Raw genomic sequence first — 14,961 nt, 5'->3', positions numbered from 1 at the left:
ATACAATACAAAAGGAGTATTTTATATGGAAAAAAAGTTTACAACAAGAACAGAACTTATAATAGGAAAAGATGGAATAGATAAATTAAAAAATTCACATGTATTAGTAGTAGGTGTAGGGGGAGTAGGAAGTTTTTGTGTAGAAGCTTTAGTTAGAGCAGGCATTGCTAATATAACAATAATAGATTATTCAGAAGTTGAAGTAACAGATATAAATAGACAACTTCCAGGACTTAACTCAAATATAGGAAAAGATAAGGTAAAAGTAGTAAAAGAAAGATTAAAGGATATAAATAAAAATGCAAATGTATATGATATAAAAGCAATATTTAATAATGAAACTAGTCAAAGTATATTTAATAATCATTATGATTATGTAGTAGATGCAATAGACATGGTTTCATCTAAAATACATTTGGTCGAAGAATGTATTAAAAGAAATATACCTATAATTAGTTCTATGGGAATGGGAAATAAGTTAGATCCAACTAAAATTGAAGTAAGCAATATATCAAATACACATACATGTCCACTTGCTAAAGTAATGAGAAAAGAATTAAGAGATAGAGGAATAGATAATTTAAAAGTAGTTTTTTCAACAGAACATCCAATAGAGTTAAAAGAAAAAGTATCCAATGGACACAGAATATTACCTGGAAGTATATCTTTTATGTCTTCAAGTGGTGGATTAGTTTTAGCATCTGAGGTAATAAAAGATATACTATTTAACTTATAATTAATTAAATACTAATTAGATTGAAAAATTATAAAATTTAAATTGTTTAAAAATTAGATTATTAAAATTTATTAATTAACAAAAAAGGAGTTAATATTATGACACATAAGAAGCTATTTTTAAAAGATATAGAAATGAATAAGCAATTTAAAACATCACTTATGGTAATGAAAAGAATACACAAAGATAGTAATATGACAACTTATATACTTACCGATAGAAGTGAGCAAATAAAAGCTAGAATACCTAATAAATTCAAATTAAAACCAGGACAAGTTATAGAAATAGATAGTAAAAAAGAACCAACTATGGATGAAGTCAAACATGTAAATATAATTAATGAAAATTATGAATTAGATGATTATCTTCCAACAGTAAAAAGACCTATAGAAGATATAATGAAAGATATAGATGATTTAAGTGATGAATATATAAAATCAGAAGAAGCTAAAATGCTAAATGATTATTTTTTTAAAAATAAAGAATTTTTAGATAAGTTTAAGATGGGGATAGGTGGGGTAAGTATGCATCATAACTATATAGGCGGATTGGCGGAACATACACTAGGCGTTATGTATCTGACTAAAGTACTTTGTGAGAGATATGATTGTAAATATAAAGAAATAGCAATATTAAGTGCAAAATTACATGATATAGGGAAACTTTACGAATTAGATTTTAATGGCCCATTTAAATACACATTACAAGGTGAGCTAGAAGGTCATATAACTATTGGAGTTCAACTTATAGATAGAGCAATAAATGAAATGGACTATAAATTTAGTGAAGATTTCATAAGAAGAATTAAAGGTTGTATTGTACAACATCATGGAAAACTTGAATATGGTTCACCTAGAGAATGTAATATGGAAGAATCATTCATATTAAATTTTGCAGATGGTATAGATGCTACAATGAATAAAATAACTCAGATAAAGGATAATTCAGATGGTGATGGTTGGTCTGATTATGATAGAAGATTAGAAACAAAGTTATACTTATAACTTTAAAGGAGGGGATATAAATGATTAGTATAAATGATAAATTTATAGATATTCAAAAAAGTTTAAATAAAGAACTTATAGGTCAAAAAAGTTTCATTAGTGACTTATGCAATTACTTTAGAGATAAACTTACAAAAGGAGAAAAAGGAGTATTAGTTTTAGTAGGAGAAAAAGAAACAGCGAAAAAAACTAGTATAAGACGAATATTTGAATATCTTAAAGATACAGATATAATAGAAAATTCACAAGTAGATGAAATAGATTTAGCTTCATATAATTTTAATTTAGGATATAATGCATTTTTAACAGATTTGTATGAAAAGTTAGGGTCTAACTCTGCTTGCGTGATGTTTAAAAATATAGAAAAAGCAAGTAGTGAAATATTACACGTACTATCTAGTGTATATCCAAACACTTGTTTTAATCTAAATGATGAATATATTATAAAAAATAAATTTTTAGTAAGAGCAGATAATCAAGATAAAAATAAAATAAATAAGATAGTTTGTCATAATAAATTTTTAGTATACATTAGCAATGATGAAGACTTTGAGTTAGATAAATATTTTAACAAAACTTTTAAATCTAATGTAGATAATGTATTACATACAAAACCACTTAATAATATTGAAAGAAACAAAATAGTAAAAAAAGAGGTTTTAGAAACTATTAAAAATAAAGAATTAGAATATGATATAAAAGTCACATTAGATATAAATGAAGATGATAAAGAGGATGAATACTTTGGTATATGTAGATTTTTGCAAGAAACTTATAAAAAAGATTCAAACTTTGGAATAAGTGAATACGTATCATATAAGTTAAGCAGACCATTGACTAATTTTATAAGAGAAGAGCAATTAAAAGCAGGAACAACTATAATAATATACGTAAAAGAAAATGATATATATTGCAAGGTAAATAAAGAAGAGTTTAATTTAAGTTCTTACTCAATGCCAACCCTTGAAGAAGCAGAGTATAAATTAAATTCTATAATTGGAATTGAAGATTTAAAAAATTTCCTTAACAATGTAAAAAATAATTACAAAGTCCAAAAAATAAGAGAAAGATTGGGACTTAAAACTTCAAATATATCTTTGAATATGATATTTGCAGGTAATGCAGGTACAGGTAAAACGAATGCTGCTAGAGTGACTTTTGAGTATTTAAATGCACTTGGTATATTATCTAGAGGAATATATAAAGAAGTTAGTAAAGCAGACTTTGTATCAGAAAACGCATCAGATATTTCTAAAAGAACAATAGATATTATAAATTCTGCTATTGGAGGAGTATTATTTATAGATGAAGCTTATTCTTTATGTGAGAGTGATGATGATAAAGTAGGTAAAGAAATAGTTGATGCATTACTTAAAGGAGTAGAAGATAATAGAGATAATTTAATAGTAATTCTTGCTGGATATGAAAATGATATGGAGGAATTTTTAGCATTTAATCCAGGTCTTAAATCAAGATTTGCAAATATTATTCATTTTCATGATTATACTCCAATACAGATGTATGAGATAGCTGTTAATATTGCTAAATCTAAAGGATATAGAATTGCTAAAAATGTTAAACATGATTTAATAGACTTATTTGCTAAAAATCAAATAAGTGGTAAAAATGATTTAGGTAATGCCAGATTTGTTAGAAATATAGTTGAAAATGCTATACTTGACGCTTCTAAAAAATACTTAACTGACAAATCAAAGCAAATTGATTTATTAGAAAGAGATAACTTTAATTTTAAAGCAAAAACAAAATTTGACTTAGAAGCAAGATTAAGTGAAATAGTAGGATTAAATGAAGTTAAAAGCTTACTAAGAAGTCAATATAAATTAATAGTAGCACAAGAAAAAAGAAAATCAGCTGGAGTAAATACAAAAATAGAGCAAAATTTAAATATGGTTTTTGCAGGTAATCCTGGTACAGGAAAAACTAGTATAGCTAGATTAGTTGCAGAAATGTTAAATAGTATGGGTCTTTTAAAAGTAGGTCAGCTTATAGAAACAGATAGATCTAGTTTTGTTTCAGAAATACCTGGACAAACATCAAGAAAAACAGAAGAAAAATTTAAAGAAGCTATTGGTGGAGTGTTATTTATAGATGAAGCCTATACACTAGCTAATGATTCATTAGGTAGAGAAGCTATAGAAACATTACTTAAATTAATTGAAGATTATGGACAAGATGTTGTAGTAATTCTTGCTGGATATGAAGAAGAAATGGAAGATTTCTTTGATGTTAATATAGGTCTTAAATCAAGATTTCCTATATGGACAGTATTTAAAGATTATAATCCTAATGAATTATTAGAAATGTCCATAAAATTAATAGAAAATAAAGGATTTAAACTATCTAAAAATGCTTATTTGTCTCTTAAAAAGAGCTTTGAATCTATTTACGAGGAAGCAGATTCACAATCAGGAAATGGTAGAATGGTTAGAAATTATGTAGAAAGTCTAATTAGAAATCAAAGTATTAGAATTGCTGAAGAAGAAATAAGCGTTTATGAAATGAATTTAATAACAGTTAAAGATATAGAAAAAATAAATGTACTAGAATATGAAAATACATTTAACTTAGAAGAAAAATTACAAGAATTAAAAGGAAATAATAAAGCTAAAGAGTTTTTAAAAAATCAATATAAGTTTTTAAAAATACAAGAAAAAAGAGAAAAACTAGGGAAAAGAAACAATATAAATAAATATAAAAATATGATATTCACAGGAGATGTAGGGACAGGTAAAAAATCAGTACTTAATATATTAGCTGAAATGTATTATAGCAAAGGTATTTTAAAAGCTAAAAGTATTGTGGAAATAGATAAAGATGAGATAGTATCTAATATAAATAATGGGTTAGATTTGGAAGATGTATTAAATAAATCTATAGGTAAAATGGTTTTAATAGATAAATTTGATTTGCTTAAAAATGAATATAATTATAGTGAAATAATATCTATGCTTATAAAATTTATTGATAGTAATAAAAATAAAATAATATTAGTATTATCTGGAAATAAAGAAGGTATGGATGAGGTAGTTTTACAAAATCAATCTTTAAATTATAGATTTCCAATATATCTTAATTTTGATGGGTATGATGAAACAGAAATTTATGATATATGCATAGATACCTTAAATTGCAAAGGATTTACACTAAATTATGAGGGACAAGCTGTATTAAAAGAAACTATAAATGAATTATATAAAAATAAAAATATAATTTTAAAAAATGCCCTTATGGTTAAGAGTTATTTAGATATTCTTGTAAGAATACAAAGTGCTAGGGTATATGATGAAGAAGTTACTCAGAAAAATATAAACAATATAGAAAAAATAGATATTATAAAAAGTAAAAAAGAGTTTATAGATAAAAATTCTTTGAATAAGGAAATTTATAAAAATAAAGATTTAAACGAAAATAAAGAAAGAAACTTAAAATGTAATCAAGAAGAAAAAATACCTAGTAGAGATAAGAATGCTTATATAGATGATTTATTAAAACTAAAAAATTTATTAGATCTAAAAGTTATTGATGAAAGTGAATTTAAATTATTAAAACATAAACTTATAAGTAATATATAAATAAAAAATTGTTAGGCTTAAGTTAGTCTAACAATTTTTTATTTATTAGGATATAATAATAGTAAATAAGGAGGCAGATATGGGAAATAAAATAAAAGATTGTATATATGGAGAGTTTGAAATAGATGATGTATTAATAGAACTTATAAATTGTGGAGCAGTACAAAGATTAAAAAATATACATCAAGTAGGAGCAACTTACTTAGTTAATAAAGATTTAAATGTAACCAGATATGAACATTCGGTTGGTGTAATGTTATTAATTAAAATGTTAGGAGGCAGTTTAGAAGAACAAATAGCTGGATTGCTTCATGATGTATCTCATACTGCTTTTTCACATGTTATAGATTTTGTATTAGATAATAATGAAGAAGATTACCATGAGATAATTTTTAATTAAGTAGTTATGAATTCGGAAATACCTAATATACTAAAACGATATGGATATAACTATAAAGATATATTAATGAATGAGGAAAAATGGACTATACTTGAAAGAAAAGCTCCTAGATTATGTGCAGATAGAGTAGATTATACATTAAGAGATATGTATAGATATGGATATACAAATAAATCTGAAGTTGATTTATTTGTAAAAGATATGTGCATAGCAAATGGGGAAATTGTTGTTAAGAGTATAGATAAAGCCAAGTGGTTTTTAGATTTATACTATAAAGAAGTTGTAGATTTTTTTATGAGTCCATTAAATGCTTATGCATATGATAAATTAGCTAAAGCCATAAAATTTGCTATAAATACTAAAGAATTACATATGAAAGATATTTTAAAAACAGATGCTGAAGTTATAGAGATATTAAATAAGTCTAAAAATAATGATTTATTAAATTTAGTAAACTCATTAAATAGTGATATAAAAGTTAGAATAAATGAAAATAAATACGATATACATATAAAAGGTAAAGTAAGATTAATAGATCCTAGTGTATATATAAATAATAAAGTTTTTTCTTTATCAAATTTGGATTACAATGTAAATGAGATAAATAATAAAGTTAAAGATATTATAAATAAAGGTGTATATGTAGAAGTTTTATAATGAAAGAAATTAAATATGTTTAATTAGTAAAAAATAATAATATTATGTAAACTTTTGGATGAAATTTACTGATATAAAAAATATGCAAAATATTAATCACTTAGTATTTCTATTATAAGTTATAATAGAATATTAAGTGATATTTCTTTTATTATGTCAAATATTAATATATAATAGTGATTACTAAAATTTTCTTAAGAAAGGAAGAGATAAATGAATAAAAAAACAGCATTAATTACAGGAGCATCTAGAGGAATAGGTAAAGCTATTGCAACTTTATTTGCTGAGAATGGATATAATGTTTTAATAAATTACAATAATTCAGAAAAAGAAGCTCTAGATTTATATAACGAGTTAAAAAGCAGAGGATTTGCAGTTGATACATATAAAGCAGATGTTTCGAAAAAAGAAGAAGTTAATCTTATGGTAAATTACTGTATAGGACAGTTTGAAGGAATAGATGTTTTGGTTAATAATGCAGGAATAAGTAAAACTAATTTGTTTACAGATATAAGTTATGAAGAATGGGATGAGGTTATAAGTACAAATTTAAATAGTGTATTTTATACAACTAAAAAGGCATTACAATATATGATTCCTCAGATGAGTGGGAAAATAATAAATATATCATCTATATGGGGAATGGTTGGAGGTTCTTATGAAGTACACTATTCAACTAGCAAAGCAGCAATTATAGGAATGTCAAAAGCACTTGCTAAGGAACTTGGTCCTTCAAATATTCAGGTAAATTGTATAGCTCCAGGGGTTATACAAACTGATATGTTAGATAATATTGAAGATGATGCACTTGAAGCTTTAAGACAAGAAACACCTCTTATGAGACTTGGAACAGTAGAAGATATAGCAAATTGTGCTTTGTTTTTAGCAAGTGATAAATCTAATTTTATAACAGGGCAGGTTATAAGCCCTAATGGTGGATTTGTTATAGTATAAATTTTGGGAGAATATTAAAATGGAATATAGTTTTAAAAGACTTATTCGTCTAATTATAGGCTTATTTGTTTGTTCAGTAGGAATAGTTTTAACCATACATTCAAATTTAGGATTATCTCCTTGGGATGCATTTTATCAAGGTTTATCAAAAAACTTAGGTATAACAATGGGGCAAGCTAGTATATCAGTAGGAATGATAATTATTATTGTGAATATAATATTAGGCGAGAATTTTGGAGTAGGGACTATATTAAATATGATACTTATAGGTGTATTTATGGATATACTTATGTTAAATAAAATAGTGCCAATATCTAAAAATATAATAACTGGAATCATAATGATATTTATAGGAATGTTTATAATAGGTGTAGGTTGTGTTATGTATATAGGTGCAGGTTATGGAAGTGGACCAAGAGATGGAATGATGATAGCACTTCAAAAAATAACTAATAGACCTGTAAAACTGATAAAAACTATTATAGAGATGTTTGCATTAATATTTGGATATTTACTTGGAGGAAGTATCGGTATAGGAACTGTGATAACTACAATATGCTTTGGATTAGTTTTACAATATTCTTTTGATATTTGTAGATTTGAAACAACTAAAGTTAAGCATAGATACATAATTGACGATATTAAATACATAAAATCTAAATTACTAAATAGATCACATGAAACATGTATTACTAAAAATTTAGAAGAAAATATAGATGATTAAAAGAAAGCTTATGCTTTCTTTTTTTATTTATATATAAAAATGTAGAAATAGATAACACAATTGCGAAAATTGATACATATAGTATAAAAAGAAAGGAAATTATATAAGGAGGATTTAAATTGAAAGTTTGTATACCAATAAAAGATGAAATACAATTTCAACTATACAATGATATAAATAATACTCCAAATATAATTATATTCGATACAGGGACTAGAGATTATTTTATTAAAGATACATCAAAAATGACTTTAGGAAATATAATTCAATATTTAATTGATAATAATATAAATAGAATAATATCTAGTGTAAGTAATATTAATCATAATAAATATATATCCTGTAAAGATATAATAATATACAAACCAGATAAAAGTGTAGATGCTTTTTCTAATATAGATTTATTTATGTCAAATAGATTAAAAGTAGATAAAAAAGATCACTGACATTTTAAATAAAAAGCTGGAAGCTTTAAATATATAAATGGGATTTAATAATCCCATTTTACATAAAATATAAATAAAAACTTAAAAAATGAGAAGAATATATATCATAAATAATAATTTATAGTGATATATGTAAATTAAATTATAAAAAATGATAAAAAGTGGTAGAAAAATGTCGAAAATAGTGTATAATATATATAATAAATAAAACTAAAGAAAAAGGAGAAATCTATGTCAATAATATTCAATATTTTAGGAATCATAGTATTATTAGGTGGGCTTTACCTAGTATCTACTGACAAATCGTCGGTAAATAAGAAACTTATAGGAAAGGCTTTGCTAATACAATTTGTACTTGCATTTTTCCTGGTTAAGTTTCCTTTAGGAAGAAACATTGTAATGGTAGTTTCTGATTTTGTAACTAATGTATTAAATTATGGAGTAGAAGGTTTAACTTTTGTATTTGGACCATTAGCTAATACTAGTAATGGAATGATATTTGCTATATCAGTACTTGGAAACATAGTATTTATAGCAGCATTAGTATCAGCACTTTATTATTTAGGAGTTATAAACTTTGTAGTTAAAATAATAGGTGGAGCAATACAAAAAGTTTTAGGAACTAGTAATGTAGAAAGTTTTGTTGCTGTTGCAAACATGTTCTTAGGGCAAACAGAATCTCCAATACTTGTAAGTAAGTATTTACATGTAATGACTACAAGTGAACTTATGCTAGTTTTAATATCTGGTATGGGAAGTATGTCAGCTACAGTTTTAATGGGATATGTAGGAATGGGTATACCTATGGAATACTTACTTATAGCAGGGGCATTAGTTCCATTAAGTAGTATAATGGTTTCTAAGTTATTAATACCTGAGACTCAACAAGAAGAGGTTGTTGAGAATGTTGTTATGGATAGAAAGGGTGCTCACACAAATATAATGTCAGCTATATCAGAGGGTGCTACTAATGGTATGCAAATGGCGTTTGGAATAGGAGCAGCATTAATTGCTATAACAGGATTAGTTGCATTAGTTAATGGGGCATTAGGAGTAATAGGATTATCATTACAACAAATACTATCTTACGTATTTGCACCACTTGGGTTCTTAATGGGTCTTGATCCATCAAATGTATTAAAAGCTGGGGAATTATTAGGGACTAAGATAGTTTTAAATGAATTTATTGCCTTTGGTGACTTAGGAACTATAATAAAAACTCTTGATCCTAGAAGTGCTTTAGTTATGTCAATTTCTTTAGCTGGATTTGCAAATATATCAAGTATAGGTATATGTATATCAGGTATATCAGTATTCTGTCCAGAAAGAAGAACGGAAATATCTAACATAGCTTTTAAAGGTATGATAGGTGGATTTTTAGTTAGTACATTATCAGCTATGATAGTAGGATTAGTATTATTATTTTAATTTCAATTGCAATAAAAAAAGATTTGAGTTATCTCAAGTCTTTTTTTATTGCGATTTTTATATTTTATTTCAGTTTATTTATTAAAAAGGATGGGGATTATGAAATTTATGATAATAGTAAGTTGAAGCTGTGTTAGTTTGCCAAGGCTTTTATGTAATGTAGTGTATGTTTAGAAATAAGATATAAAGGTACGTATAATATTAAAAGAATAATAATAAGACATCTTAAGCTGCATAAATTAAGCTTAGTAAAATTTGTATAAAAGTTTAAAATGAAATTTATGTCGAAATATAGAAAAATATAAGTAAATATGTTAATATTAAAAAACATAACAAAAAAGTATAAAGGGTAAGGGGGACGATTAAAATAAGTATATCAGATCTGATTTTTATGGGTATACCTGAAGCTATAGCTATTTTTTCATCTGCAAGCATAGCTTTAAACAATGTAAAACGTAAAAATTTAATTTATATGATATTAACATATTTATTAGTAATATATTTTTTAAAAAATACATTACCATTGGGAATTAGTAGTTTATTTTTATATATTTCTATTGCTATTATACTTCATATATTTTCAAAGGTTAAAATAGAACGTTGTTTTATTTTAACAGCGATAATATTGGGAATTAAGATATTAACTGAAGTAATGACTGTTACTTTGATAAATTTTATGGGTATAAATCTTCAGTCAATATTAGATAATAGTACCCTAAAAAATTTATCATGTTATGTATCATTATTATTTATGTTTATTATAATGAAGTTAGTAAAATATAGGTATTTTATTAAGAGGTTAGATTTAAGAAATATATCTATAAAAAATAAATATACACAGCAAGTACTTTTTTATATAAGTATATTAATAATGGCTATAACAGGAATTTTAATATTATTAATATATAGTCTTAGTGAAATGCACTATAATATTGAAATTCTTATGAGAATATTTGTAGCACTTTCATTTATTTTTATATTAATAGCATTAATTATCACTTTAATAAATTATGATAAAAGAAAAGTATTAAATGAATTAGAGAAGAATTTAATGGAAAAAAGTCTCAAACAAATGGAAGATAGTGTAGATGCATTAAGAGTGCAAAGACATGATTATATGAATCATTTACAAATAATATTAATGCAAATGTCAACTGGAAAGATAGAAGATGCAAAAAGGTACATACTTGGGATGGCAGACTATGATAGTGATGTAGATATAGACTTCATTACAGGAAATCACTTTTTAGATGCTATATTAAATACAAAAAAATTAAGAGCTTCAAGATATGATATAGATTTAACTGCATGTATAGATAGTTTACTAGATGATATAGAGTTATCAGATTCTGAGGTGAGTTCTATACTTTTAAATATAATAGATAATGCAATTGATGAACTTAAAACTTATGAAAAAGACTATAAATATGTACATATTGATATATATAAATGTGAATATTACCATAATATATCAATTAAAAATAATGGGTCTAAAATAATAGATACAAAAAAAATATTTGAACTTGGATATTCGTCTAAGGATGAAGGTAGAGGCTATGGGTTATATTCTATTAAAAAATTACTAGAATCATATAAATGTATGATAGAAGTAGATAGTGATGATTTAGAAACTGAATTTTACATTCAAATACCGATTAATAAAAAATAGTTTAGTATATAAAGAAAGACTATATTTTAGGATATCTAAAATATAGTCTTTAATTTATTAAAAATTAATAATTAGAATCATCTGCCTCATATTGTAAAATTAAATTTTCGTTTATTATAGCATAAGTATAAAATAGTAAAAGTAGAAATAAAAAAATATATATCATAATAACCCCCCTTAAACTAAATCCAATTAATACTATATTATACTAATCATTACTATATCCTTTAAAATTTAATAATTGAATTTAAATTATTATGATATCTAGAGAACTATCTTTAATATTTATTAATTTATCTGAGATTTTTCTATAAAAATTCACATCAAATATGATTATAAGTATAGTTATAACTTTTTTTTATTTTGTTTAAAAACATTGATTGAAAGGATGAATTTATAATTAGTTATAAAAATGATTAAAATTTATTTAGACACTATAAAATGAGTATGTTCTGTAGCGTCTTTATATTCTTTCATTTCACATGTGTTTATACAAATTTGAATTAGATTTTCATAAGCTTTTTTTTCATATTCAGACATTCTTGTAATATCATAATGAATACCTGAGGCAAAACTTTCTGCTCCAAAGTATGTTACTATATTTAATCCAACGCTTTTTATTTCATTAATAGAATCAGATGGTATGGATAAATAGGTTTCAGTAAAGGATTCTTCGTTACTCCAAGATTGTGATGAAAATAATCTTTCTATATTAATTATATTTTCAAATTCTAAACTACATTCATGAATTGCAGCTTTAAGAATTCCCAATCCATTTAAGTAGGATATCATACAAAGTCCATCTTGTTTTAAAATACGTTTAATATCATTAAGTATACTCAATCTAAAATTTTTATTTTGTATATGATACATTGGTCCCATTAATAAAACTATGTCAAAACTATTATCCTTAAATTGACTTAAGTCACTACAATCTCCACATATGTAATTGTCTGCTTTTAGGTTATTATTTTCAATTTTAGATTTAGCTAAATTAAGTTCTTTTTCTGATATATCATACAAAGTTACATTATACCCTTTTTGTAATAATTCTATAGAATATCTGCCAGGTCCACAGCCTATATCAAGTACTTTACCTGATTTTCTAAAGTACTTATCCATCATAGCAAGTGTTGTTTTAAATTCAATTATACTATATGGATTAGACAATCTATTGAATTCTCTTGTGGCATTTTCATTATAGTAATCTCTAACTATATTACTCATTTTATACCCCCTTATGTAATTAATAATATTAAAAAGTTTATGATAATTATAGCTAAGTTTGAGTAAAAATATAACTTAAATATATTTAAATTATGAAAAAATTTATATTATACATTGTTCTATAATTAGTTTAAATAATCATAAAAATAAAAAAGATAAAAGTAAAAATTATTCTTGTGATTTTTTTATTAGGAATATTAAAAAAAATAAAAAAGGAGTAGATTATGATTAAATTTTCTGATTCTAAGGATATTGATGTAAATAAGATTAAAAATTTTTATTGCAGATATGCAACTTGGAAAGTAAATGATAATAAAAAAGACTGGGAAAAAATTTTAGAAAAATCATCTTGTATAATAACTGCTTGGGATGAAGACAAATTAGTAGGAATGGCTAGAAGTTTAAGTGATGAAGTTAGATGGGCAACTATTATTGATGTATTAGTACATCCAAGTTACAGAAAACAATCTATAGGAAGAAATATTATAGATAAATTATTAAATCATAGTACTATGAATGTCAGAACAGTGTATTTAGCTACTCCTGATAAAGAAAATTTTTATAAAAATATGGGATTTAAAACAGTTAATGAGCATTGCTCCTATATGATTAAGTTAAATTTAGATAATGAAGAACGTTATTTTTTACCTAAAGAAAAATGATTTTAATTTTATAAGTTAATTAATTATTTAATTGGGGTAATAGTATTGTGAGGTGATAAAATGAATAAATTAACGAACAATATTATAAACAATGAAGATAATGGCTTAGAATGTTCCAATATAAAGCTTGTTTTAAAAAGTATTTTGGTCGGGGCAGCTGCTGGGTTTATAGTTTCCTTGTATAGATTATGTTCAAATTATGCAAGTCAAATTAGCTTAAGTGCATACAATTTCATGACAAATCATTATATATACATAATTTTAGGAATATTAGTATTTGCTACAATTGGATATATAGTAGGATATTCGCTTGAGAAAAATCCTATGATATCAGGAAGTGGTATTCCACAAATTGAAGGATATTTAAAGGGAAAATTAAATATATTACATTCTTTTAAAATTTTATTAAGTAAATTTGTAAATGGGGTTTTAGCTATGGGTGCTGGATTATCTCTTGGTATAGAAGGACCTTCAATTCAACTTGGAGCTAGCTTTGCACATGGTTTTTCAGAAAAATTAAGAATATCAAAAAAAGAACAAATTTATTTATATTCAAGTGGAGCAGGAGCTGGGCTTGCTGCTGCATTTAATGCTCCATTTGCTGGAGTTATGTTTGTTTTAGAAGAAGTACATAAAAGTTTTTCTCCGATGCTATTTTTAACTGCAGTTTTTTCTTGTGTAACTTCTGATTTAGTTACATGGATATTTTTCGGACAGAAATATACTTTAAGTGTAAAAAAGCTATTAAACATGCCACCTAAGTATTATGTAGTTTTAATATTACTTGGAATAATAATTGGATTATGTGGCGTTATATATAATAAAGGTTTACTTAAAACTATAGATATTTATGGAAAGTTAAAAATTAGCTCAAGATATAAAATGATTATACCTTTTATGTTTGCTATTATATTTGGTATGTTTTTACCACAAGTTTTAGGTGGTGGAGATAAACTTATAAATAATATTCTTGGAAGTGGAATTGCTATTAAGCTAGCTATTATACTATTAATAGGAAAGTACATATTTTCACTTATAAGTTTTGCACCAGGAACTCCTGGAGGAATATTATTCCCTATTTTAACTTTGGGTGGTTTAGTTGGATTAATTTGTGCTAAGATTTCAATATTTATGATTGGAGTAGATCCATCACTTATAAATAATTTTGTTCTTTTATCTATGGCTGGCATGTTTTCAGCAGTCGTAAGAGCTCCTATTACTGGATTTATATTAGTTTGTGAGATGAGCGGATCAATTTCACAGTTAGGACCAGTTATAGTTGTTTGTGCAGTTTCATATATGGTGGCTAATTTACTTAATTGTCCTCCTATTTATGATTCCTTATTAGAAAATAAGATAAAAGTAAAGAAAAATTTAGAAATGAGTAATAATTAATTATACATATTATTAAAAAAGAGAGAGTAGATAAGCTCTCTCTTTTTTTATGATATATTAACAATC

At 24.7% G+C, this 14,961-nt stretch carries 13 protein-coding genes; 12 read left to right on the top strand and 1 reads right to left on the bottom strand.

Annotation, left to right across the window (positions count from 1 at the left end; all coding sequences use genetic code 11):
* Positions 1-25 precede the first annotated feature (25 nt).
* The 10 genes from H8891_RS05460 (at position 26) to H8891_RS05420 (ending at position 11,611) form a co-directional block, all read left to right on the top strand.
* Positions 26-736, top strand: coding sequence for a tRNA threonylcarbamoyladenosine dehydratase (locus tag H8891_RS05460; protein WP_147544142.1), 711 nt, complete (start codon positions 26-28; stop codon positions 734-736).
* A 98-nt stretch (positions 737-834) separates the two neighbouring features.
* Positions 835-1,740 carry an HD domain-containing protein gene (locus tag H8891_RS05455; RefSeq protein ID WP_187005526.1) on the top strand — a complete coding sequence of 302 codons (906 nt, stop codon included), beginning with the start codon at positions 835-837 and terminating at the stop codon, positions 1,738-1,740.
* A gap of 20 nt (positions 1,741-1,760) precedes the next feature.
* Positions 1,761-5,333, top strand: coding sequence for an AAA family ATPase (locus H8891_RS05450; RefSeq protein ID WP_187005525.1), 3,573 nt, complete (start codon positions 1,761-1,763; stop codon positions 5,331-5,333).
* 79 nt (positions 5,334-5,412) lie between these two features.
* The gene (locus tag H8891_RS15120) at positions 5,413-5,733 is read left to right on the top strand and encodes an HD domain-containing protein (RefSeq protein WP_207723557.1); all 321 of its coding nucleotides are present in this window, start codon (positions 5,413-5,415) and stop codon (positions 5,731-5,733) included.
* A gap of 6 nt (positions 5,734-5,739) precedes the next feature.
* Positions 5,740-6,390 carry a hypothetical protein gene (locus H8891_RS05445; protein WP_207723556.1) on the top strand — a complete coding sequence of 217 codons (651 nt, stop codon included), beginning with the start codon at positions 5,740-5,742 and terminating at the stop codon, positions 6,388-6,390.
* A 213-nt stretch (positions 6,391-6,603) separates the two neighbouring features.
* Positions 6,604-7,344, top strand: coding sequence for an elongation factor P 5-aminopentanone reductase (gene ymfI / locus H8891_RS05440; protein WP_187005524.1), 741 nt, complete (start codon positions 6,604-6,606; stop codon positions 7,342-7,344).
* 19 nt (positions 7,345-7,363) lie between these two features.
* On the top strand, positions 7,364-8,068 hold the full coding sequence (locus H8891_RS05435) for a YczE/YyaS/YitT family protein (protein ID WP_187005523.1): 705 nt from the start codon (positions 7,364-7,366) through the stop codon (positions 8,066-8,068).
* A gap of 119 nt (positions 8,069-8,187) precedes the next feature.
* Positions 8,188-8,514 carry a hypothetical protein gene (locus H8891_RS05430; protein ID WP_187005522.1) on the top strand — a complete coding sequence of 109 codons (327 nt, stop codon included), beginning with the start codon at positions 8,188-8,190 and terminating at the stop codon, positions 8,512-8,514.
* A 231-nt stretch (positions 8,515-8,745) separates the two neighbouring features.
* Positions 8,746-9,942: a NupC/NupG family nucleoside CNT transporter gene (locus H8891_RS05425; protein ID WP_187005521.1), complete on the top strand. Its 1,197-nt coding sequence runs from the start codon at positions 8,746-8,748 to the stop codon at positions 9,940-9,942.
* A gap of 391 nt (positions 9,943-10,333) precedes the next feature.
* Positions 10,334-11,611 (top strand): sensor histidine kinase, encoded by a 1,278-nt coding sequence (locus H8891_RS05420; RefSeq protein WP_187005520.1) that lies wholly within the window; start codon positions 10,334-10,336, stop codon positions 11,609-11,611.
* A gap of 423 nt (positions 11,612-12,034) precedes the next feature.
* On the opposite strand, the gene H8891_RS05415 is transcribed toward H8891_RS05420, so the two are convergent.
* The gene (locus H8891_RS05415; protein WP_187005519.1) at positions 12,035-12,838 is read right to left on the bottom strand and encodes a class I SAM-dependent methyltransferase; all 804 of its coding nucleotides are present in this window, start codon (positions 12,836-12,838) and stop codon (positions 12,035-12,037) included.
* Positions 12,839-13,062: 224 nt separating this feature from the next.
* Between H8891_RS05415 and H8891_RS05410 the strand changes: the two genes are divergently transcribed.
* On the top strand, positions 13,063-13,500 hold the full coding sequence (locus H8891_RS05410; RefSeq protein WP_187005518.1) for a GNAT family N-acetyltransferase: 438 nt from the start codon (positions 13,063-13,065) through the stop codon (positions 13,498-13,500).
* A gap of 60 nt (positions 13,501-13,560) precedes the next feature.
* Entirely contained in the window at positions 13,561-14,895 is a 1,335-nt protein-coding gene (locus H8891_RS05405) for a ClC family H(+)/Cl(-) exchange transporter (protein ID WP_187005517.1), read from the top strand.
* The last annotated feature ends 66 nt before the right edge of the window (positions 14,896-14,961 follow it).

This window comes from Paeniclostridium hominis (genome assembly GCF_014306135.1).
Taxonomy (GTDB): domain Bacteria; phylum Bacillota; class Clostridia; order Peptostreptococcales; family Peptostreptococcaceae; genus Paraclostridium; species Paraclostridium hominis.
The sequence above is the reverse complement of the archived record's forward strand: the minus strand, read 5'-3'. Positions and strand labels throughout refer to the sequence as shown.